This is a genomic window from Pseudomonas ceruminis, assembly GCF_021602025.1.
In the GTDB taxonomy this organism is placed as follows: domain Bacteria; phylum Pseudomonadota; class Gammaproteobacteria; order Pseudomonadales; family Pseudomonadaceae; genus Aquipseudomonas; species Aquipseudomonas ceruminis.
This window is the reverse complement of the sequence record NZ_BQHW01000026.1, coordinates 69,786-91,217: the sequence shown is the minus strand read 5'-3', so window position 1 is coordinate 91,217 and position 21,432 is coordinate 69,786. Positions and strand designations below refer to the sequence as shown.

Sequence of the window (21,432 nt, the reverse complement as noted above, 5' to 3'; positions counted from 1 at the left end):
GACCTTCGCCTGGTACAGCTTGCCGTTCTCGCCCAGCACGCTTTGACCAGCGGTGTAGGCCTGGTCTGGCTTGTAGGGCATCGAGTCGGCCAGGTCGGCGATGTTGTCGATCTGTTCCTGCAGATCGTTCTGCACCTGATTGACCGAGTTGTTGACCTCGACAATCTGCTCGTTCAGCTCGCTGCGCACCTCGCCCAGGCGCTCGTTCACCGAGCCAGGACCGTTCATGTCGATCAGGTCGATACGGCTGGTCAGTTCCTTGCCCAACTCGCTCTCGGTGATCCGGTCCTTGATCTGCTCCAAGATCGGGCCAGCGTCGTCGCTGGCCATGCCAGAGACCACAGTCGGAGCGATCGGGAAGAAAGGCCCCAGGTTTCCAGTGCGATCCACCAGGCGCGCCCAGAAGTAGAACCGCTGGCCCGCGCGCAGGCCCTGCATCACGTATTCGTTCTGCGGGTAGGCCAGGTCGGCCAGCTTGGTAGCCTGGCCCAGGTCGGTACCCTCGCTGTACCACAGCTCGGTACGCTGGCTGTCTTCGGCACCAGCAGGGAAGCCCCACTTGATGCCGATGCCAAACAGCAGGCTCTCGGTGTCGAGGAAGGTGACCGAAGGCGGCAGGCCTTCCTTGCCATTCAGTTGCGTCAGGGTCGAGCTTTTCCAGATCGACGTGATGTCGAACGAGCTCACAGCGCGTACGCGTGCCAGGTAGGCACCCGCGTAAATGCCGACCACGTCTACCGAGGTTGCGCCGGTGCGCTGCAGGCGGACCCAGTTACCGTTGTCCTTGCGCCACTCCACGTCGTAGGCGACAGCGCCCTCCACCGCCGGCCAGGCGATGGTCATGGTGCTGACCGCGATACCTTGGTCGATCATGTGAGCGGACGACAGAGTAACGCTTGCCGGGGGCTGCACGGTGGTCACCGGAATAACGCTGATCGGGCGCTCGTCCAGCTTGGCGCCGGTGTCGATGGCAGCGAACTTGCTCGGGTTGAACTCGAGCGCAGTGATCTCGTACTCACCTTCCTGGGTGCGCGTGGTCTTCAGCACCCGGAACAGCTGCACCGCCAGGTCGTCGTAGTCGATTGCCCACTGCAGTTCCGGCTCGGGCTGTACGCCATACGCGGTGGTCACCGTCACAGCGCGGCCGGCGACCGATTGCACCGTGCGGGCCTGGGCGGTACCGTTCGGCAGGTTCAAGAACAGCCGGTCGCCAGCCTTGATCGGCGTGTCACGGTCCAGGGTCACCACGCGGCCTGCAGTCGCCGAAATCCGGCCGCCGTTCGGACGGCCAGCAACCAGTTCGTCAGCGACGGGAATGACGTAGCCAGGCAGCGGAATGCGCCCTTCCATACCGGTTTTGAAGGTGACAGTGCGGTCCTGGCTGTTGCTCAGCAGCGCCCACTTGCCGCGGCGCTGGGCTTCGGAGGCGCGGGTGCAACCGATGGCCGAGATCTCGATCGGGCGGTCGCGGTACCGGCGCTGGAGCGCGTTGTCGGTCACCGGGATGACGTCGGTGTCGTAGTTGTTCGCCGGGTTGTCGTAGCTGACCAGGGCCCGACTGTAATGGGTGTTACGCTCGGCGCCACCATAGACGAACTCTCCGTCGATGACGTTGGCCCGGGTGAACACGTAGTCGATGTCCTGGGCACGCGGCATGTCCGCCTGCATGAACAGCGAGCCGTGAGCCCAGTACACCATGCCCCGGTAGATGGCCGACAGGTCGCGCAGCAGCGTCCAGGCTTCGGCGCGCCCCTGCAAGTTCATGTCGCACAGGAAACGCGGTTCCTGACCGCCGACGCCATTCGGCACCCGCTGGTCGCAATACTGGGCGATGCGGTACATCTCCCACTTGTCGACCATCCACGGCTTGATGCGCTTACCCAGGCCGAAACGGTCCTCTACACAAACCCCATAGGTCACGAACGCCGGGTTGTTGGTCCAGGCCTGCTTGAAGGTGCCATCCCATACACCGCTGTAGGTGCGGGCCACCGGATCGTAATTGCTGGGCACGGGCCAACGCTTGGCCTTGCACTTCACGGTCACGGCGGGGATGTTCTGGAACTGCTGGGCGTCGAACTCGATGTACAGCAGCGCGGTGTTCGGGTAACGCAGCTTCTGGTCGATGATCTCGGTGTAGCCAGCGATGGTCATCGTGTCCGCAATGGTGCCGCTATTGGCGTTCGGGGTGATCCGGCGCACCCGCAGCATCCAGCCGGAGGTTGCCTTGGGCAGGTTGACGCGTACCGAGCGCTGGTAGCCATTGGTGGTCTTGCCGTCCACCGCGCCCAGGTGCGCCTCGACGTAGGCGCCACCATCGGTAGCGATATCAATGGCGTACTCGATGCGATAGCCATTGGTGTTGCCACTGCTGTCCTGCTGAGCCAGGCGCGGCCAAGCCATGCGCACACGCACGGCCGAAAGCTGGGTATTGCTCAGGGCGCGGCTGAACGGGTTGTCGCTGTGCAGTTCAACATTGACGGTAGTCTCGTTCTCGATCGCAGGAATGCCCTGGATGTAATCCTGCTCGACGGAGCCTGGGCGCCACTCCCATTTCACACCCGGGAAGTTCACGTTGCCGCTGGCATCCATGATCGGGGTGTTATCGAGGTAGATGTCACGATCGGTCGGCTCACCGTCGAACTCACCCTCGCCCACGGCAATCAAGATCTTGCCAATGTTCGTCGACTGCAGGCTGTCAGGCGCCTCAACAGCCGTTTTTGGATTGCTGCCGCCGCCCTTGGCGCCGGTGATATCCAGTTGATCTGCTGGGCCCATGCTTTCCTCCGGGCAAAAAAATACCGCCCGGAGGCGGCTTGTTCGCTGAATCGGCCCTAGGCCTTGTCCTGCGCCTCAATCGAGGCCGAAATGATTGCCCCGCCCCAACGGCGCTCGCCGATGCAGATCGGTACAGGGTTGCCGCTGGCGGTGGTGTTCTTGGCGCTGCCGAAGGCGTAGGACGGGAGGTTCTCGGGCGCTGCGCTTTGGGAGAGGCCCTTTGCTTGGGGGCTGAGCATCTGGATTACGCCGCCGGCGACCATAGCAACACCGGCGCCGAGTAAAGGCGCACCAAACGGGGTAGAAGAGAGAAATACCCCTGCCGCAATCAGAACCGCGCCAACAACTGTCTGAAGAAGCCCACCTCGCTTGCTGCCGGATACTACCGGAACAATCTTTACCGCCCTTGTTCCGCCACGCTCGAACTCACTTTCCCCAACGTTCTTTCCGTTGCGAAAAATGGCGAACCGCATGCCGAGTCTGTCCAGGCGGTCAACCTCTTCCTTGAATCCAGGCAGAGTGATCGTAAGCGCTTTCAGCAGCTCTCGAACGCTCCCAGTGTCCAGCAAACGCTGATGCTTTCGCCCAAGTGCTTTTCGGAAAGAGCCTGAAAATTCAATAGCTGTCATTTCTGGATTCATATTTTCCTCGGAATACAAAAAGCCGCCCGAAGGCGGCTTGATTACTTGTAATTTATGTATGGCCCTATATAGACGCCGCTCATATCTCCGCTGATCCTGTAGATGGTTTCACGGCCATCTTGGACATCGCCAGTAACAGAGCGCACCGCCATTCCTGCGCAGAGTCCTGACTCCGCCAGGCCTACGCCAATATTCGGCCGCCCAACAGGAAGGTGGAAGCTAGCCCGCTGCCCCGGCCCGACCTTCGCGGCCCTCGCTCCGTCGATATATACAACGACATCGCAGCCAGAACCAACGAAACCGGAGTCGCGCACCACGGAGAGCGTTCCGCTACTTCCTAGTGGCTCAGATTGAAAGGCATACAGTTCGTCGTTTGGCACTGGAACCGCTTGTTGAATTGAGGTTGCTGAAGTCGCGCACCCCGCCAGCAACGCCAGTCCCACCGCACCGATCAGAATTCGCATGTGATCCCTCCCTGAAAAGCGCTGAATGTATCACTTGGCGTCTCGGTGACGCAGCACAAGGCGCGCCCGGTCTAGCCATGGCCCGCCGAACACGATGATTTCTGATGGTCGCCCAAGCAGGTGGTGCAGCATGAAGGGGCCAGGGCCGAAGACCTGGGCCTGCTCGTCGGGCAACTGGGCGTCACCGCCCAGGTAGATCCCCGCATGGTTCGGGTGCGCGGTACGCCCCACGGCCATAACGATCATATCGCCGCGCTGCGGCTGGCTGACCTGGTCGAAGCCTGCAGCTTCGTAGGCCTGCTCGTAGAGGCTTGGGCCGTCTGCTTGCTCCCACCATCCCTCCTCCCGGGCATAGGTCGGGAATTCCAACCCCCACTCGCGCTTGTACCAGTCCGCGCAGACCTGCCAGCAATCCCAGGCGCCGTGCACGAAAGGACGCCCAAGCAGTGGTGTGTGACCGGTTGGCGTGACGCTTCGCAGGTCGCCCTCCGGCCACGACAGGATGTACCAAGGCAGGCCAGTGGCCTCGCACATGGCCAGATCCCGCGGCGACGGCCTGCTGGTCGCATCGGGATGCGAGTGCACGATGCCGACCACCTCGCCCTGATCCTCGGCTGCCGCATATTGCTCAGGCGAGATACGGAACTCCTCGGCCGGATCGGTTGCGGTGTTGTCGCACCGGATGTACCGATGGGAGCGGCCCACGGCGACGATCAGCCCGCAGCACTCACGCGGATACTCTGCCGCAGCGTGCGCTTGCACGGCGGCGATGATGTGTTTGCGCATGGTCAGCTCCGTGCGATGAGCGAAACGGCAGGGAAGCCGCCGAAAGGCAACTGGTTGCCCTGGCCGTGACGAACCGTGCAGCCTGAGTCCAGGCAGCCATTGCACTGGTCCTTGGCTGGATCGTTGGTGGGATTCCCGTCGAGGTCGAAGTACGGACCTGTGTAGCCGCAGTTCGGACCGCGATACCCAGCGGTCATTGCCCAGTGGCACAGCTGGGTCATCTGCCGGCCGATCGTCTCGCCACCAACGTCACCCGGGCTGGCCAACTCCCAGGCAACCGTGGTGCCGTTCTCGGACACCTTCTGATCGATGTACCAGACCTCAATCGCCTCCTCGGTCGGATCAGCGTCGGGGTTACCGCCTGGGAAATTTACCGCGTCCAGGTAGCGCGCCATGGTGTGACGTATGGTCAGCTTGAACTCGAGCAGGTTGTCGAAGGCCAGGCACAGCGCTGTGATCCTGCCATTGACGTTACCGACCGTCAGCGTGGGCCGCACGGAGGTGCCGTCCGAGTTCGCCTCGATGCCGTCAATCTGCATGGGCCAGGCTCCGTACTCATTACCCTGCCACCAGATCGACTTGGCGGGTAGCCGGTCGGCGTTCGCGCCTGCCGCTGCCAGTTCCTGAGACGTGTGCGGTATCGCGTGCCCGTGGAACCACAGAGTGTCCGCGCCGAAGTCCGAGCCATCCAGCTCGAATAACAGAATCTCCGCACCAGGCTCCAGCTTTTGCAACTGAGTGATCAAACTCATGGGTGGTACGCTCTCTCGAAGGTTGCCGTCAGCAGCACGAGGCCCCCTGGCTTTCGCTGCTGACGGAATGTTTCGCAGCGGTACATGCCGAGCGCGCCTTCGGGGTTGGTCCAAAGGAACGACTTGGCGCCTCGATGGCGACGTATGAACGCAATAGCGGGCTGGATCTCATCGGCCAGCCCGCCGAATGAAAGGGCCCAGCTGTCCGACTCGCCATTCAGCCCATCACTCGACACCTGGACATATCCGTCGCCAAACGGCGATTTTCTGGTGCGCAGTGTGCTGTCACCGCTGGCCTCATCGTCAGGGACCCAGGTAAATGTCTCGATCGCCATCAGATCCTCCCCGTGCTGTTGCGGTGACTCGCTCCGCCAGGACGCCACGACGCTGCGATCGCTCGCTCAGCGACCCCCTGCATTTTCCGCTCCATTGTCTGCTGCAGCGCAGTGCTATCTAACTCCATACCATCCGCGCTGCGGTCCTCCAGAGTCACTGCGACTGGCACAGTGACTTGAACAATGGTCGATCCTCCGCCGGAGCCGCCTACCACCTGCACGCCTAACGATCCATCCGAACCGCGCGCCAATGGCATGATGGCCTCAGGCCCAGCCTCACCGGCTACGCCCAACCCGCCGTTGGCCATGCCAAAGGCTGTGGGCCTGGTCAGGACGGTATTGGTGAACGCACCGCCCTTGGCGAACATTTGCACGCCGCCTGACCAAGCTCCGCCCAACGCCTGCGGAAAAAATTTGCTGCCGTAACCAGCTTGCGATGCGCCAAGATTGGAAGAGACTGCTCCGGCAGAGCCAGCTGCCATACCGTTTCCTCCCCCACCGCCGAAGTAATTGCCCACGGCAGAGACGCCAAAGCCAACCAACCCGCTCAGTAGCGAGCTCGCAGCCTGCTGACTGGCAATCCTGGCCATATCTGAGATCACGCTGGTGGCAAAGTCCTTGAAGTTAGCCTTCCCCGTCCGAGCGAACTCAGCCACCGCATCACGTGCTGTATTGAATCCGGTGGTGAGCATGTCGTCAGTGGCGCCAGCCACGTTGGCCGCGTCGGACTGGATGTTGGCCCAGGCTCGCTTGGCACCGTTACGGTAGTCACGCTGGGCCTGCAGGCGCGCCTCAAAGCCGTCGACCTCCATCTGCAGCTCCCGCACCTGGTAGTCGGCCAGGTCTGCCAAGCGCTGCTGATAGGCGTCCTGGCTCAGGCGACGGGATACGTCCTCCTGCTGCTCCTCCAACTGCCGCCGCGCCTCGGCGTACTTCTGCCGCACGGCGTTCAGGCGGTCGGCCTGCTCGCGTTGGTCATCGCCCATGCCGACACCAGCCACGTCGGCATTGATCGCGTCCTGCCGTGTCTGTAGCACCACCTCCATTGCCTTGCGATAGGCCTCGGCACTATTGCGCCGTTGCTCGGCCAGCTTACGCTCAGCTTCGGTACGCTTCTGGATCGTGCCGTCTGCATAGGCGGTGTTGAGGTTCTTAATACCGAGCTCCATCTCGGCAGCGGTGATCTTTCCTTTGGCCTGGGCCTTGCGCAGGCCTTCGATACCCTCCTTCAGGTCACCCAGGCGCTTGCGCTCCGGCAGGGCGCGGTCAATGATCGCATCCAGCGCCTTGATCTCGTCCCTTAGAGCCTTGGTTCTGTCCTTGCTACTGGCGGTGGCGTCCTTGTTCGCCTTCTTCTGCGCCTCGATCGCATTGGCCGCCGAGAGAATCGCCTTTCGGTCGGTTTCGGTCAGGTCGGCATTCTCGGCGATATGCCGGTTGGCTATTTTGATCGCATCGCCATTATCTTGCAGGCCCGCCAACTGCTTCTGCAGGGTTTCCAGGTACGTCTGACCTGCAGCGCTCATTCCCGCCTTGGCGGCGTTGTTCTCCTGGGTCGAAGCGGTGTTCTCATCGGTCACACCGGTGAGCACTCGCAGTGTCTCAGTGATCAGGGCAGAGCGTTGGTCGGCATCGCTGACAGCACCGGCCTGGGTGATCCACTTCTGCACCGTGCCCACTGGCAGATTCAGCCGGTCGCCGACTTCGCGCAGGACGGGGGCCAGGTCGCCGCCAGCGGCCCGGGCCTCGTTCAGCCGGTCCACCACTTCCTGATAAGCGCGCAGCTGCTGGTTGTACCGACCACCGGAATCACGAGCGGGCGCCGTTACGACGGACTGGCGGATAGACTGGGCCAGGTCGCCGTAGGCGCTGCGCACCGCATCAGTTGCGCCGATCTGTTCCTGCTGCCACTTGACCAGCGAGGCCTCGCGCTGGTCACGGTTGAGCTTGGCAAACTCTTCGCGCAGCTGTGCAACCGGCTTGTGCATGTCGTCCAGGCTCACGCCAGCCTTGTCGGCACTGTCGCCCAGCAATAGGAAGCTGGCAGCGGCAGTGCCGGCGAGCAGGGCCAGGCCAGCCGGACCACCGAGTGCCGCCAGCAGGCCGCCCGTAGCAGCACGGGTGAGGTTGCCTTGGGCAATGGCCAGCGCATCGGTAGATGCCTTGAGCGCTGCCTGCTTGGGCAACAGCTGCGTCTGCACCAGCGACAGACGCTGCAGGCCGGTCGCAGCGGCCACAGAGGCCTGAGCCTGCTGCACCTGAGCCTGCGCGAAGATCCGCTGTGCCTCTGCGCCGCGCAGCGCGGCACGTGCGTTCTCCACTTCAGCGACGCGCTGTGCCAAAGCTGCCTTGACTGCCAAACCAGCTTTCGCGACGTACAAGGTCAGCGCCGCCGCGCCCGCCCCGCCCATGGCGCTGGCGACCAAGTTCACATTGTCAGCCAGTGCAAGTAGGACTTTCGACAGTCCACCGACGGCACCGGTACGCTCCTCCATGTTGCCCAGGAAGGTGCTGATGGCGTTGTTGATGTTGACCAGGGCATCCTGCACGCTGGTAGACATGTCTGCCGCAGCCTTGCGGTTCACCTCGACCGTGCGCAGCAGGCCCGTGTTCAGGTCGTCCAGCGCAAGCTTGCCTTGCACGCCCAGCTTGCGGATCTCGGCGGCACTTTTGCCGGTACCGGCAGCGATGGCATCGACTATGGTGGGCATAGCACTCTGGATGGATACCCACCCGTCAGCGTCGATTTTGCCTGTCTGCAACGCCTTGGAGTACGCGTCGAGTGCCGAGCCAGCCTTGTCGGCCGATGCGGCGTTGGTCACCAGCAGGAAGCTGAAGCTGTCGGTGATATCGAGTGTCTGCTGGGTGTTGAAACCCAGACTGCGCATCACGTCAGCCGTGCGGATGTACAGCTCCTGCGCTTCGGCCAGCGGGCGGTAGGTTTCCTGGGCTGTGCGCAGCAGGCGCTCCTGCACCACCTGATACTCGGACGCGCTACCGGCGGCAGCTTTCATCCGGTCGGACATCTGCCCGTAGGCGTCGACTTGCTTAATGATGCCGCCGATCAACCCCGCACCGGCTACGGCCGCGAGCGCGCCGCGCATCAGCACGCCAGCTGACTGAGCTGCCGCCCCAGCCCTATCGAAGGCCGAATCGACGGTGGCCAGGTTGCGGTCGATCGCCTGCGTGCTTCGCGCCACCACTTGGTCGGCGTTCGCCAGTTCGCGGCGAAGCTGCGCCGTGGTGGCCTCGATCTGGACCAGCATCCCCTGGACTTGTTGATCGGCCATGCAATTCTCCAAGCACAAAAAAACGCCCGTAGGCGGAGACTTACTCTTGCTGCCGGCCTCGGAAGAAGGCCTTCAACTTGTCAGCAACGTTGCCGGGTCTGCGCGGTGCCTGCCCCTGGTCAGACGCTGAGGTTTGGGCCTGGCCGCGTCCGGTCCAGTCGAGACGTGCATCGAGCGCCAGCATGAGTTGTGGGATGGGCGTACGCCACGCCGTGTCAGGCGGCCAGCCAAGCCAGCCGGTGGCCACGCCGAACAAATAGTCGACGTAGCTACCATCCTTTACGGCGCTGTGCTGTCCGCCCCGCCCTTTCCCCGGGCGACCACGCTCGGCGGTACCGGATTTAGCAGCACGGTGATGAAGTCGGTCAGTTTGGCTGAGACTTTGGCCACGCCGGTCTGGAATACTTCGGCAGCGACCTGGGCATGCTGGTCAGCCTGCAGGCTGGCGCCGGCGACGATGATGTCGGCGCTGGCACCGATACTCATCAGTCGCATCGATTCAAGCGCGCCTCGCAGACCGCCGAATCGGCTTTCAATCAGCAGGGCCGCCTCGAGGGTTGGGCGCAGGGTGTAGGTTCGTGCACCAACCACTAAGGTGGTGGTGCCATACAGAGCTTCGCTCATGGGCTTCTCTCAGCAGGGGACGGGGCCGAAGCCCCATCTATCAAGGGTTGGCGGGGCCAGGCAGAATTTCGAGGATGTCGGTGTTGATGCCCAGGGTGACGTTGCGACGCACAACGTTGTCGGCAGAACCAGCAGCCACCTTGTTGTTCATCATCTTCACACCGAAGTAGTACGTTGTCGGCAGGACCGGTGGAGATGCGCCTGGGTCACCGTCGTTCAGCGTGATCCTGATGTTGTAATTACCCTTGGAGCGGTCCTTGTGGGCAACGGCCACCGCCTTCTGCCCAACGTCTCCGTTGTCCAGACCCACGACCATGGTCATATCGCCAGCATCCGCGGTGCCCTTGTACTTGCGTACCCGGCCATCGCGCAGTGAGGTGAAGTTCACGGGGTTGAACGTGTCGCCGAACTCGCCAAGGTCTTCGATCTCGCCTACATCAACGTAGGTGTCGGCCTTGTACTCGGTTTCGGTTCCGGCGCCGGTTTTGCCGCCAATGGCCAGGCGGCAGCCGGCGGCTGTGTTGAGGTTGTCTTCGGCCATGGGGAATCCTCCAAAGGCACATTGGATAAAGCCGCGGCGCGGCCAGTGGTTGACTCAGTGGGTAGTAATCACGCGGACCGTGATCGAGCCCTGGTAGGTAACGCCGTCGGCGTCGCGCTGGGCATCCGACTGGATGACACGGACCGAGACTGCGCGGCCGACCTCCAGCGGCAGTGGGCGCTCGTCCAATGCGGCGATCACCTCGCCGTTGAGGCGCTTCACTTCGGCCTGGCCAACAGCGTCAGACCATACGGACAAGTACAGCAGGCGCTGCTCGCGCTTGCGCCCGGAGATCGGGCGTGCGTTGACCGAAACCTCGCGGTCGATCGACACATAGGGCTTCGGCGTGTTGATACCGGCGCCGTCGTGAATTGGGCAGCTCACCTCATCGCGAAGCCTGGCGAACAGCGCCTTCTGCAGAGCAACAGATGGGTCAGCCATTGCCCACTCCCAGGCTCGCCTTGCGCAGCGTCCGGCGGACAGCTGCCTCAAGATCGGCCATCACATACTCCCTATTCACGTCCATTGACGGTCGCAGCCACGGATGGGCGGGCCTGGCAGGAATGTCCGGGTGCTTGCCGAAAAAGTGCTGGCCGTCGCTCTTGTTGGTTTCGCGCTGGTTGCGGCTGCCCGCGCGTTTGCCGCCCATGTAGCCCTTCGTCCCGTGCTCGATGAAGCGCAGGTAGAAGAACCGGCGATTGTCCCGCTTGCCCCGAATGCCGATCTGGGCGTCCAGGCCGCTGGGCGACACGTACACCCTCAACGCTGCAGCAGCGTCACCTGTGTCTTTAGGGATCAGCTGCTGCTGGGTGGCCAAGATGCGACCCGCTGCCTGCTCCATGGCTGGCTTCAACTCGTTGTCCATGGTCTTGTGGATGTTGCGAAGCGTCCGACGCAGCCGGATATCGCCCCGAATACTGGAGCGTCTGACCATAGCCTACTCCTTGGCCTGGTCGGCCTTGGCTGGCTTGGTAGCCTTCTCGGCGGCCGCTTCGGTCACCTCCTCGGCGTAGCCGCGGGCGATGAGGCCGGCGCCATACTCCTTGTCGACCACAAACTCTTCACCCTTCTCGCGATCGCCAGAGGCGCCGGAGAGGATGCCCAGTGCACGAATCTTCATGGTTCACCTCATGGATTGGGGACGCTGGAGCACAGCAGGCGCAGCATGTCCCGTTCGTTGTTGGGCAGCACCGCCTCAACCTTGTAGATCAAGCCGGTACTCTTCTCGGTCAGTCGCCAGCCGACAGCAATGTCAGATCGCGGTCTGATGCGGATTTCGGCACTGACGGTCGCCTCCAGTCGCTCAGCCACCGGCTGAGTGCGCCCCGTAGGAATGGTGATCTCCGTCCAGAGCTCACCGGCCGGCACCCATTCCTGGTCATAGCCGCCGGTGTCGTTCTGCACGCGCTCGTACTTGCTCAGGCGGCAGCGGTGCCGCAAAGGACCGGCTCTCATCAGAAGCGCTTCCTGTACCAGAGCAGCCTTTCGACTGCGAGCGGCATGGCCGTGGCGATGGTGCCAACGGCCACGGCCTCACGGTTGGCGTACCAGTGACCCACCAGCAGCAGGACAGCCTGCTCAACATCGCGGGTAAGGCCCATCTCTTCAGGCTCGACAGGGTCGGCCTCGACCAGCTTGCGGTCGCAGTGCTGCTCGACGTGCGCCTTAGCGGCTTCGACATAACCGCCGATCAGCAGGTCTTCATCGTCACCATCGACCCGCAGGTGCAGCTTCACGGTGGCCAGGTCCAGCATTTACTTGGCCTCGGCAGCGGCTTTGTCAGCAGCGGCCTTGTCAGCAGCGGCCTTGTCCTCCTTCGACGCCGCGGGCTTAGTTTCCTTCGGCTTTGCCAGGCGAGGCTTGCCGTTGGCGTCGAGTTCTACTGCCAAACCTTTGCCGATCAGGGTGTAGGCGTACTCGTCGTCGGCATCATCGAAGGTTTCGCCGGCCTTGACCTTGTTCGAGGTGGCACCCAGTAGCGCGCCGTTTCCGACAAAGCCCCACAGAATCTTGATTTTCATGCTGCCTCCAGAAATTAAGAGGCCGGCAATGTGCCGGCCTTCGGTGGGGTTAGGCGGTCAGGAAGCGACCTTTCACCAGGGCTTCCTTGCGGCGCACGCCCAGGCCCAGGCGCTCCTCGACCAGCAGCGCACGTTCGTTCTTGATGAACTGATCGTTGATCAGGCCCATCTTGAACATGAACGACATACGGTCGAACAGCGTGGTGGAGCGAGCGAAGTTCGCCACCAAGAACTCGCCACCGGTGGTGCCGTCGCCCTCGTCCATGCTGTCGGAGGTGATTACCGGACGGCCCCACAGGATAGGAGTGACCAGGCCCTGCAGGTTGGCAAACAGGTAGCGGTTCTCGCCGTCCTTCTGCAGTTCGATGTTCATCCAGTCCAGTTCAGTCATCACGGTGCCGTCAGCGGACATCTGCGACTGCTTACGCACCTGGTAGATGGCACGGCGGACCAAGTCGATGGCGGTATCGCCGGCTTTGCTGAGGGCTGCGTCGTAGGTGGTCGCCTGGGTCATCAGGCCAGGCAGGTTCTCGCCGGTACCGTCACCCTTGAGAATCTGCGCCTCCTCCTCAAGCTTCAGGTCATAGCGCAGCAGCTGCTGCAGGTAGGCGAACATCTGCGGAACATCGTCCAGCGCCTCGTCGGTCACCGGCATCCAAACCGCAATTTTCTTCACGCGGTCAGTTACAGTCTCGAAGGTGACGTTGCTGGTTGGCTTCAGGCCGCCCTCCGCCACCGGCGCAGCGCCACGGGTGTGCAGCTTCTCGCGGAAGTAGGTGTAGTTCTGGCCAGCGACCGGGACGGAGGTGAGAAGATCGCGGATACGCAGCTCCTGGCGAATGCCAGGCTGAATCACCGGATCGTAGACGGGAGCAACGATACCAGCGCTGGTCACCTTCATTTCCTTCATGCTGGCCATGTCGGACTTGGTGACTTCGAGCTGTGCCAGCGCGGCGCTTTTCTGGCTGAGCGCTTTGTAGCCGTCGTCGCCGTTGATCAGGTCGATGAAGCTCTTGCCCTCGCTGGGCTGGCCACGCAGCTTGACGCCCTTCTGCTCCAGATCCACGACCTGGTCGATGACCTTCTGCAGCTCGCCCTTTTGGTCTTCGATCTGCTTCTTCAGGTCGCCAGTTACCTGGTTACCCTTCTGCATTTCATCCATGGCCGCATCGTACTTCTTCTGCAACTCGCCGAAGCCACTCTTCAGTTGCAGCTCGATGGAATCCTTCAGTTCTTTCACTTCGCTCATGGCGATACTCCGAAATATTGGGTGAACAAGTTGGGAATTTCTTTCAGCTCATCCACGATCGCCGTGGCCTCGCTCCCGCCATCACGGCGTAGCGCGGTGTAGCCGAGCGAAGCGACTGCCGCCGCTTCCTTCTGCGAGAGGCCCATGCGTTCGCGCAGCGCCTTCTCGAAAAGCCTGATGTCAGACTTGACGCTGAGGACTTGTGCCTCAGGGTTCATGCCGAACGGTACGAAGGAGGCCTCCCAGAGTTCGGCCTCCTTGATGATGCGGACGCGCCGGCCGGCGCGATCCTCGAAATCTGCCTTAATGGTGTTGAAGCCGATCGACATGCTGTCGAGGACTTCGTCCTTCATCAGTTCGTAGGCGTCACGGGCGTAGCTGACCTTGAGGTTCACCTGGCCTTTCAACAGCAGGCCATGGTCATCCGAGGTGAAGTCGGCGGCACCAACCAAGCGGGTCAGGTCGTGGTACAAAGCCAGCTTGAGCTTGCCGCCGCGTGTTGCCTTTACCCGGGTGAAAGCTCCCGGCACGATCACGTCATCGCCGAGATCGATGTTATTGAACACCGCAGCGTAGCCCTCGAAATTACCGGCTTCGTCAACGGACTTGAGTTCGAATGGGCATTCAAGACTCGCCATTTTTCTGAACCTCCCACCGGGTCACCCGGTTGTATTCTTCGCCTTCCAAGAGAGGCAGATTTTCCTTGGCGCGGGCTTCGTTGATGGTCATCCAACCAGAGCCACCCGAGCCTCCGAGGGCAGCCCCCAGATAGGTGGCGCGGCCTGCGCTGTCGGCACGCAGCAACCCCTCGACCACAAACTCCACGAAGCGTGATGTGTTGCCGAACAACTTGCTGTTCAGCTCGTCTTCAATTGTGTCGATGTAGGGCTTAAGGCCGAAGGTGATGAACCCGATGAGCTGCTGCTCCAGGTTCGAACCCATGATTGATGTCTTGCCAGCGCGGTTGGCCAGCCACAGCGGCACACCGTAGATGCCGGCCAGGGCTTCCTCCTGAAACTGCTGCGACTCGATGAACTGGGCGTCTTTCTGGCTGATCCCAGCCGGCACAATCTTCGGGCCGCCCTGCAGAATGGCCATCTTGCCGATATCGTCGGTATCAGCCTTGCGCACATCAGGAAAACGCTTGAGCACCTGAGCTTGCTGCTGGTCGGTCAGGAAGTTGTCATAGATGACGTAACCACCAGTGAAGCCGCCCTTCCTCATGAACCGCGCCGACCACTGCTGGCCGGCCTTGGCCAGGCCCATGGTTTCGGCTTGGTGCTCAAGCGGCGAAAGGCCGACCACGCCGTCAAGACTGAAAAGCTTGAAGTGCAGCATGTGCTCTGGCGACACCGGAAATGGATCGCCCTCGGACGGCGTCACGGTGTACAGCAGATCCTCCTCGGTATCGATCTGAACTGTCCGGCCATCCAGCGGTACCAGGCCGATGACGTCGCCCTGGCCGTTGCGCTCGATTAAGGCGAAGGCGTTACCGCGCAGCGCCATGTTCACGACCACGAACTTGAGGAAGTTCAGCATCGTCATGTAGGGGTTGGGCTTGCGCAGCAGCCTCAGCATCCGATCGCTGCCGTTGATGAGCCTCCGCCCGCCGCCCGTGTCGTCGTAAAGCTTGAGCGGCAGACCGCTCAGCGACTCGGAAAGGATCTTGACGCAGGACCAGACCATGCTGATGGAGAGCGCGTTCTTGGTCGTGATTCGAACGCCAGCCTTGGTCCGTTTGCCGCCCACCTCGAGATCGGCTTCCACGTAGTCCCCGGTGGCGGGGTCGGTGTAACCGAAAAAGCCCCAGGTCGAGGGTTTGTACCATTTGAATCCCATGGTCAGCCTATGAGGTCGAAGAAGCCGTTGTTGAGGTAGTTGTCCATGCCGCCCTTCGCCTCAGGATTGAGCGCCATCAGCGTCACGGCGTTGAACAGCGCCATCAGCGGGTCGATCTTTGCCGAGCCGCTGGCCTGCTTGGTGATCAGGATCGAGTTGCCCCTGGGCTCGACGCGGGCGTTGCCGCAGCACCAGGCCATGAGCGGCTGTCCACCGTGCAGCAGCGTGCCCTCGGCCAGCTTGCGCTCGGCAGTCTTGATCGCCCCACCCAGGCGCCAGCCCTGTGAAATGCCATCGATCTTGTCTCGGGGGATGCCGACCGCTTCGAGCGCATCGAGAATGGCGCCGACGCCTGCCGGGTCGAGGCCGACTTTGTCCAGCAGGCCGGCCTGCTCCACTCGCGCCACAAGCTGGGCCACGTCCTCAATGTCGTCACCGATGCGCTGCACCAGGGTCAGGTGACCGTCTTTGGCGAAGTCGCGAATGCGCGGTGCCTCGGACTTGCGCCGCTCCAGCACCGAGGGATGCGCCCAAGCGTGTGTCCACGTCAGCCAGCGGCGCGTGCCGGTCTCTCGGCCAATGGCAGCCAGGCCCAGCAGGTCGTCAAGACCGCCGCCATCGACGCCAATGTCGATCACTTCGCAGCGCTCGAGCAGATCGTCCAACGTGCGGCACAGCTCGGACGCTTGCTGCTCCCAGAAGTCCGCCCCTGCCCACCGGTCTGACAGCAGGGCCAGGCCGATCTCGACGTTGAGGTGCTTGGCGAGAAAGCCCCGGAACGATTCCTCGCCGTCGAGTTGGGCCTGCGCATAGCCGCGCTCGATGAAAGGCTCATCTACAGAAAGGCCCAGGTTCGGGTTGGTGATGTAGGCGTTGGAGAAATCCCGGTGGGCGCCAGCATCAAGCATCGCTTTCGGGAACTCATAAAGCACCGGCAGGAAGGACTTGTCGACGATCTCCCCATCGCGAACCTTCCTGGCGTACATCAGTTTTTGCCGGAACACCCCGGCGGGCGGCGCATCGGACTGGGTCGTGGCCCAAATGATGAACCCCTCGGGCCGGGACGCCAGACCGCCAGTGGCCTCACGCAGCATTGCCTCGGCGTTCGCACGCTTGCCGAACACCCAAAGCTCGTCGACGAACACACCAATGGCCTTCTTGCCAGACACCGTTTCGCTATCGGCAGCAACCACCTTGAGGGTGGCGTTGGTTTGCCGATGGGTCACGGTGCGCAGGTGATCTTGCACCTTGAGCAGGGCGTCGAGCTCCTCATCAGCCCGCACCATGTCCCGAATCGGGATGTAGGAGTTGTCAGCGATCTCCTTCGTCGGCGCCAGGATGATGAACTCGCCGGACGGTCGCCAGTTGAGGATCAATGCGGTGAGCATGATCCCGGCGGCGATCGTCGACTTGCCGTTCTTCTTGCTGATCAGCAGCATGAACTCGCTGACCAGGCGGCGCCCCTCGTCGGGATCGTAGGCCCCGAAGATCGCCGCGACGAACTGGTTGACCCAGTCACGGACGGTCTCGGACATCAGCGGGCTGCCGGTGGCGTCCACCATGCGCAGCGCGCCGAACACGTCGAGCGCTTCCTCAGCCTCGGTCGGGAACAGTGGCTTGAACGGGATGAGGCTCTGGCGCGCGACGATGCGCTGCTCCCAGTCGGGGCATGCGGTTGTCCAGTCCATCACTTCACCGACCGCAGAGGCCCACGGCGGGCACCGAACTTACCAGAGGCCGCGTCGGCTGCCTTCGCCTTGGCTTCCTCTTTCTTGCCGCTCTCTCCCTTTCGGGGATGCATGAAGGGCATCAGAGCCTTTGCTGCGTCGACACGCAGTTTCGCCTCAGACTCCAGGTCGTTCATTACCGACAGCAGGTAGTCCTTCGGGTCGCGGTGGAGCAGTACCTTCATCAGGTCGAAGTCGGCAGGTTCCGGGGCGGCTGGATCGTCAGCTGTACGCGGCGAGGCTGCACTTTCGTCGGTCTGTTTGGAGGACTTCGCAGCGGGGCCAGCTTTAACATCCGCTTTAACATCACCTTTAACATCTGGAGGCATCAGGCCGAGCGCCCGCAGCTTCATCAGCTCGGCCGCCACGTCCTTGTCCTTTACCAGCCGAGACCCCGCCGCAGACGCTGTCTTCTCGGAATAGCCAGCCGCCACAGCAGCGTCTCGATTGGACGCACCTTCCCTCAGCGCAGCGATGAAAGCGCGCTTGCGGGATGTTAAAGCCATTTAACAAAAATCCTGTGGGGGAAAAAAATCTGTACGTGGGGTCGGTGGCGGTCTAGCTAAGTGAGAATGGCTATATTTTGACCGCCCCCGGGGTTGATGCACGTCATTGGCGTGCTTCGAAGCGCTCCCGACCGGTTCTGCAGCTCCGACGGCGTCACCCGGCTAGTCCTGCAGCCTCCTCTGCCTGCTTCACCGAGTCGTGGCAGGGCTTGCACAGCGACTGCCAGTTGGCCTGGTCCCAGAACAAGACCTTGTCGCCCCGGTGCGGGACGATGTGGTCAACGATGAACGCTGCAGTGGTTCGACCTTGCTTGGCGCAGTAGACGCAGAGCGGATGGTCTTTCAGGTAACGCTCCCTCGCCTTCTGCCACTTGTAGTCGTAACCTCGCTGGGAGCTGGTCATGCCGCTCCGCCAACTGCTGGGGTTCACCACCTTGACCCGAGTGCCGGTGTTCTCCTTGATGCGAGGGCTCAGCGTCTTGAGCCTGGCCATCAGCCTTGAGCCTTGCGGGATAGGAATAGGTCGGAATAGCCGCGAAGCTTCTCCACACCCATGAAACCCACGGCACCACCGGCGAAGGTGGCCATGCCCTGCGGTAAGCCCATCCATTCGAGCAAGGGCACCAGGGCCAAGGTAATGAGGCCGCATAGCGCGCCTTCCAAGATCATCTGCCGGCGTGTCCCACCGCCGTACACTACCCGAAGGGCAGCAATCGCGACCGACAGGCCAGCGGCATACAACTGAGGCTGGTGAGCCAGCACCCAGGCGAGCACAGCGGCCCACAGGCCAGGATCCTTCTCGGGCATGTTTGGCATCTCAATTCCTCCCTTTTGGGGAGCGCAGTAGGTTCGGCCCCAACAGCACTCCCAGTTCAGGGCGATGGGTGTGGTGGAGCCGAAAACGAAAAAGCCCCGGCAATTGCCGAGGCTTCGAATGGGCGGAGATGTCGACCCTGTCAGGTCGATGTCGTGGCGTTTCCCTCCAGTCCCCACGCTGACTGTTACCCCTGCACGTTCACGCCGGGCTTTGATCATCTCCAAAACGCAAAATCCCGGCCTCATTCGCCGGGATCTCGCTGTGTCGCGTTGCTTGCAAGCTGGACACGCTGCTATGAAAACAGGTGTTTATCCGCGCGGAAAGCTTTTTATGCAGCCTCTCGCAATTGCTCCAGGGCGCAATCGATCCAGGCCACACCAGTGTTTATCAACTCGCGCGCCTTGGCTTCACTCATCTTGTGCTCGCGTGCGATGCGCAGCGCAGGCCACTTAGCACCGAAGTACAGCCAGACGAATCCGCCCATCTGCGGGTTGCGCTTGTTCAGCCTGGCTACGGCTCCATCTACCGAAAGTGCTAGGTCGTCCGTGATCACGTACTGCTTGAGCCCGCCTTCCGCTGGGACGTGTTCCTTCATGAGCGCATAAAGCGGGCAGACATACTGAGGCACGCCCATGCCATCCATGCGCCACCAGCCCCATTGCTCGAGCATGTATGCGGTGTCACCAAGGGCCTTGTCTACGTAGGTGCGTTTTTTCATGTCCTTCCCCCTCAATCCCCGGTGTAGTTGGTGCCGCCGGCGCCGCGCCGATTGCTTCCCTGATATGTCGCTTCTGGCCCATTGACCCGAGAGCGCTTCAATTCGTTGATGTGTCGCTGAGCAGCCTGCAAGCGCAGGCTCAGCTGCGTTACCAGCTCTTCAAGTGGCAACGCCTTTCCGGTAGCCGCATCAACCCAGCCGGACACGTTGCAACCCATGCATGGCCGCGGGCCGTAAAGTCCATCGAGGGTGGCAAGGCCTCGACACCCTGGGCAGGTGGTCAACGGCATCAGTTGCCGAGAGAACTCGCGGCGAATGCCCTTTTTCAGCATTTCGAATCCTCGCTAATTACAAATGCGGTAAGGTCGCTCGGCGCCTTGCCTGCTGTGGCCTCTGGCGAATTCTGCGAAATTTCAAATAAGGCCTTGGTAAGGCTGTGGATGGCTGCAAAGCCAACCCGATCAAGCCAGGCATGCCACTTCTCCAGCGCGGCGCGGCGCTGCTGCATGGCCTGGGTGTGGATGTAGGTGCTGGCGATCTTGCCCAGCTTGTGGTTCAGCAGCATCTCGCCGATGTGGCCGTCGATGCCTAGGTCGGTCCAGGTGCTGCGGGATACCTTGCGCAGATCGTGGCTGGTCCACTCGCCCTGCCCCAGACGCTTGAACACGTTGCTGGCCTGCGTCTCGCTCAGGCACAGACCCCGGCGATTCGGGAACAGGTACACACCCTCGTAGCCCATGGCCTGCTGGATGGCCCGGTGCCGGGTCAGCAGTGCCTGCACCTGGGCGGTCAGCGGCAGGCGGTGTTCGGTGCGGGTCTTGGCGTTGGCCGCGGGGATGAACCACTCGGCCGCAGCCAGCGAGATCTCGTTCCAGCGCGCCATGCGGGTCTCGCCGATCCGGGTACCGTGGGCCAACATCATCAGGGCCAGCATGGCGTCGCCAGGGGCCTCCTCGAAGGCCTGGGCCAGCTGCCGCATCAGCTCCGGCAGTTGTACGTCACGCAGACGGGATGACTTGGGCAGAATCTTGGCCTTGGTGAAGTCGTTGAAACGCATCCCGGCCATCGGGTTGCGGTCGATCAGGCCCAACTGCAGGGCCTGGCGGAAGGCGGTCAGCAGCAGCGCAAACATCTGCCGCAGGTAGGACAGCGACACCTCGGCCTGGCACGGCCACATCAGGTGCTTGTCCAGCGCATCGGCATTCACGTCGACGATCGCCAGATCATCCAGACGCGGCTTCAAGTGCTGGCCAATGGCGGAGCGGGCACCGGCCTTGCGCTTGGCCGACAGCGAGCGGTCGCGGGCCATGCGGTCACCGTACCAGTCCAGCAACTGGCCCACGGTGGCCATGCCGGAGACTACCGGGGCGGTGGCCGGGGAACGCAGCAGGCGCTGACGCAGCGCGGGCAGCTCGGCGATCACCGCCGCCACGCTGAGCTCCGGCCAGCGCGCCACGGGCACCCACTTCTTACCGCGCACCAGGTGCCAGGTGCCGCGCTCACGGTTGCTCCAGAAGCGCAGGTACAGGCCAGGGTGACGCGGGTCACGCAGGTCGCGCACTGACTTGTCGGCGGCCTGCCGGCGCACTTCGGCCTCGCTCAGCTTCACTTCACGGGTCGCGCTCATGCGGCCACCGTCGCGGGCAGCAGCAGATAAGCGCGGATGGCTTCGACGGCATCGATGTTGCCCCGGCACACGATCGCCAGGTAGCCCTGACCAGCGAGAGCCTGCAGGTAGGCGTCCTGGCTGGGCGACACCGGCGCATCGAAGGGCGGCATGGCCTTGAATTCGATGTACAGGCCGAAGTACCCGCCGCGCGCCATAGGCAGCACCAGGTCGGGCACGCCGGCCTTGACGCCCTGCCCCTTCAGCTTGGCGGCCACGGCCTTGACCCGGTGCCCGCCGTTCGGCACGTGGTAGATCAGCTTGTAGGCCTGCGGGTAGCGCAGTTGCAGTTCTTTCATCAGCGCGACCTGCTCCTGCCCTTCCCGGTCGACGGGTTTGGCGCGGGCCGGCCTGGCCCTGAACGGACGAATGGCGGGGGCATTCATGCGATCAACACTCCCTCGTTCAACAAAAGCGCCTGGGTGCGCATGACGCCCTCGGCGTGGTACTGGCGAGCGGTTTCACGATCCACGGATCGGCTGCGACCATCGCAGGCGTCGTGGCAGGCGCTGCAGGACCAGGCGCCTTGTAGGTCGTGCGGCTTCTTGCCGACGCCGCAGGTGCCCGCCAGGCGGTAGTGCGCAAGGACTGTGGTCTCGGGGTTGCCGTTGCACACGCCTGGAATGCGCACCTGGCACTCTCGACCGCGTGCGGCCTTGGTCAGCTTGGTTTGCCGCATGG

28 protein-coding genes are annotated in these 21,432 nt (G+C 62.5%); all 28 read right to left on the bottom strand.

Translation table 11 applies throughout. The features are described 5' to 3' along the window. Positions 1-2,775 (bottom strand): TipJ family phage tail tip protein (locus L6D80_RS24540; RefSeq protein ID WP_236183079.1); only part of this gene is annotated, 2,775 nt, incomplete at its 3' end. 56 nt (positions 2,776-2,831) lie between these two features. Next, complete coding sequence (locus L6D80_RS24535; protein ID WP_236183078.1) at positions 2,832-3,404, bottom strand: tail assembly protein; 573 nt, start codon at positions 3,402-3,404, stop codon at positions 2,832-2,834. A 53-nt stretch (positions 3,405-3,457) separates the two neighbouring features. Continuing rightward, a complete protein-coding gene (locus tag L6D80_RS24530) occupies positions 3,458-3,880 on the bottom strand; it encodes a hypothetical protein (protein ID WP_176515852.1) in 423 nt (140 codons plus the stop codon). 30 nt (positions 3,881-3,910) lie between these two features. Then, positions 3,911-4,666, bottom strand: coding sequence for a C40 family peptidase (locus tag L6D80_RS24525; protein WP_176515854.1), 756 nt, complete (start codon positions 4,664-4,666; stop codon positions 3,911-3,913). A gap of 2 nt (positions 4,667-4,668) precedes the next feature. Continuing rightward, a complete protein-coding gene (locus tag L6D80_RS24520; protein ID WP_176515856.1) occupies positions 4,669-5,418 on the bottom strand; it encodes a phage minor tail protein L in 750 nt (249 codons plus the stop codon). Beyond that, a complete protein-coding gene (locus tag L6D80_RS24515) occupies positions 5,415-5,753 on the bottom strand; it encodes a phage tail protein (protein WP_054903695.1) in 339 nt (112 codons plus the stop codon). The genes L6D80_RS24520 and L6D80_RS24515 overlap by 4 nt, the downstream gene beginning before the upstream one ends. Beyond that, a complete protein-coding gene (locus L6D80_RS24510; protein WP_176515858.1) occupies positions 5,753-9,043 on the bottom strand; it encodes a phage tail tape measure protein in 3,291 nt (1,096 codons plus the stop codon). The genes L6D80_RS24515 and L6D80_RS24510 overlap by 1 nt, the downstream gene beginning before the upstream one ends. 40 nt (positions 9,044-9,083) lie before the next feature. After that, entirely contained in the window at positions 9,084-9,290 is a 207-nt protein-coding gene (locus L6D80_RS24505; RefSeq protein ID WP_236183081.1) for a hypothetical protein, read from the bottom strand. Between the two features lie 32 nt (positions 9,291-9,322). Beyond that, positions 9,323-9,667, bottom strand: a complete 345-nt coding sequence (locus L6D80_RS24500; protein ID WP_054903693.1) for a hypothetical protein — start codon at positions 9,665-9,667, stop codon at positions 9,323-9,325. Positions 9,668-9,707: 40 nt separating this feature from the next. Continuing rightward, complete coding sequence (locus L6D80_RS24495) at positions 9,708-10,208, bottom strand: hypothetical protein (RefSeq protein WP_176515860.1); 501 nt, start codon at positions 10,206-10,208, stop codon at positions 9,708-9,710. Between the two features lie 54 nt (positions 10,209-10,262). After that, positions 10,263-10,649, bottom strand: coding sequence for a DUF3168 domain-containing protein (locus tag L6D80_RS24490; protein ID WP_176515862.1), 387 nt, complete (start codon positions 10,647-10,649; stop codon positions 10,263-10,265). Continuing rightward, a complete protein-coding gene (locus L6D80_RS24485) occupies positions 10,642-11,142 on the bottom strand; it encodes an HK97 gp10 family phage protein (RefSeq protein WP_176515864.1) in 501 nt (166 codons plus the stop codon). The genes L6D80_RS24490 and L6D80_RS24485 overlap by 8 nt, the downstream gene beginning before the upstream one ends. Positions 11,143-11,145: 3 nt before the next feature. Beyond that, positions 11,146-11,328 (bottom strand): hypothetical protein, encoded by a 183-nt coding sequence (locus L6D80_RS24480; RefSeq protein ID WP_176515867.1) that lies wholly within the window; start codon positions 11,326-11,328, stop codon positions 11,146-11,148. An 8-nt stretch (positions 11,329-11,336) separates the two neighbouring features. After that, a complete protein-coding gene (locus tag L6D80_RS24475) occupies positions 11,337-11,663 on the bottom strand; it encodes a phage head closure protein (RefSeq protein ID WP_176515869.1) in 327 nt (108 codons plus the stop codon). After that, complete coding sequence (locus L6D80_RS24470) at positions 11,663-11,962, bottom strand: head-tail connector protein (protein ID WP_176515871.1); 300 nt, start codon at positions 11,960-11,962, stop codon at positions 11,663-11,665. The genes L6D80_RS24475 and L6D80_RS24470 overlap by 1 nt, the downstream gene beginning before the upstream one ends. Beyond that, a complete protein-coding gene (locus tag L6D80_RS24465; RefSeq protein ID WP_176515873.1) occupies positions 11,963-12,229 on the bottom strand; it encodes a hypothetical protein in 267 nt (88 codons plus the stop codon). 49 nt (positions 12,230-12,278) lie between these two features. Continuing rightward, on the bottom strand, positions 12,279-13,478 hold the full coding sequence (locus L6D80_RS24460) for a phage major capsid protein (protein ID WP_176515875.1): 1,200 nt from the start codon (positions 13,476-13,478) through the stop codon (positions 12,279-12,281). Next, the gene (locus L6D80_RS24455; RefSeq protein ID WP_176515877.1) at positions 13,475-14,116 is read right to left on the bottom strand and encodes an HK97 family phage prohead protease; all 642 of its coding nucleotides are present in this window, start codon (positions 14,114-14,116) and stop codon (positions 13,475-13,477) included. Before L6D80_RS24455 ends, L6D80_RS24460 begins: the two co-directional genes overlap by 4 nt. Continuing rightward, a complete protein-coding gene (locus tag L6D80_RS24450) occupies positions 14,103-15,317 on the bottom strand; it encodes a phage portal protein (RefSeq protein ID WP_176515879.1) in 1,215 nt (404 codons plus the stop codon). Before L6D80_RS24450 ends, L6D80_RS24455 begins: the two co-directional genes overlap by 14 nt. 2 nt (positions 15,318-15,319) lie before the next feature. Beyond that, positions 15,320-17,005, bottom strand: a complete 1,686-nt coding sequence (locus tag L6D80_RS24445; RefSeq protein ID WP_176515881.1) for a terminase large subunit — start codon at positions 17,003-17,005, stop codon at positions 15,320-15,322. After that, positions 17,005-17,550, bottom strand: coding sequence for a terminase small subunit (locus L6D80_RS24440; protein WP_176515883.1), 546 nt, complete (start codon positions 17,548-17,550; stop codon positions 17,005-17,007). The genes L6D80_RS24445 and L6D80_RS24440 overlap by 1 nt, the downstream gene beginning before the upstream one ends. Before the next feature lie 154 nt (positions 17,551-17,704). Further along, complete coding sequence (locus L6D80_RS24435; protein WP_176515885.1) at positions 17,705-18,043, bottom strand: HNH endonuclease; 339 nt, start codon at positions 18,041-18,043, stop codon at positions 17,705-17,707. Beyond that, positions 18,043-18,366: a phage holin, lambda family gene (locus L6D80_RS24430; protein ID WP_054892292.1), complete on the bottom strand. Its 324-nt coding sequence runs from the start codon at positions 18,364-18,366 to the stop codon at positions 18,043-18,045. Before L6D80_RS24430 ends, L6D80_RS24435 begins: the two co-directional genes overlap by 1 nt. A gap of 329 nt (positions 18,367-18,695) precedes the next feature. Then, positions 18,696-19,085, bottom strand: a complete 390-nt coding sequence (locus L6D80_RS24425) for an antiterminator Q family protein (RefSeq protein ID WP_176515887.1) — start codon at positions 19,083-19,085, stop codon at positions 18,696-18,698. Positions 19,086-19,096: 11 nt separating this feature from the next. Further along, positions 19,097-19,417 (bottom strand): hypothetical protein, encoded by a 321-nt coding sequence (locus L6D80_RS24420; protein ID WP_176515889.1) that lies wholly within the window; start codon positions 19,415-19,417, stop codon positions 19,097-19,099. Then, positions 19,411-20,712 (bottom strand): tyrosine-type recombinase/integrase, encoded by a 1,302-nt coding sequence (locus L6D80_RS24415; RefSeq protein ID WP_176515891.1) that lies wholly within the window; start codon positions 20,710-20,712, stop codon positions 19,411-19,413. The genes L6D80_RS24420 and L6D80_RS24415 overlap by 7 nt, the downstream gene beginning before the upstream one ends. Further along, positions 20,709-21,137 carry a VRR-NUC domain-containing protein gene (locus tag L6D80_RS24410; protein ID WP_176515893.1) on the bottom strand — a complete coding sequence of 143 codons (429 nt, stop codon included), beginning with the start codon at positions 21,135-21,137 and terminating at the stop codon, positions 20,709-20,711. The genes L6D80_RS24415 and L6D80_RS24410 overlap by 4 nt, the downstream gene beginning before the upstream one ends. Continuing rightward, positions 21,134-21,430, bottom strand: coding sequence for a DUF1364 domain-containing protein (locus L6D80_RS24405; protein ID WP_176515895.1), 297 nt, complete (start codon positions 21,428-21,430; stop codon positions 21,134-21,136). The genes L6D80_RS24410 and L6D80_RS24405 overlap by 4 nt, the downstream gene beginning before the upstream one ends. Between the last annotated feature and the right edge of the window lie 2 nt (positions 21,431-21,432).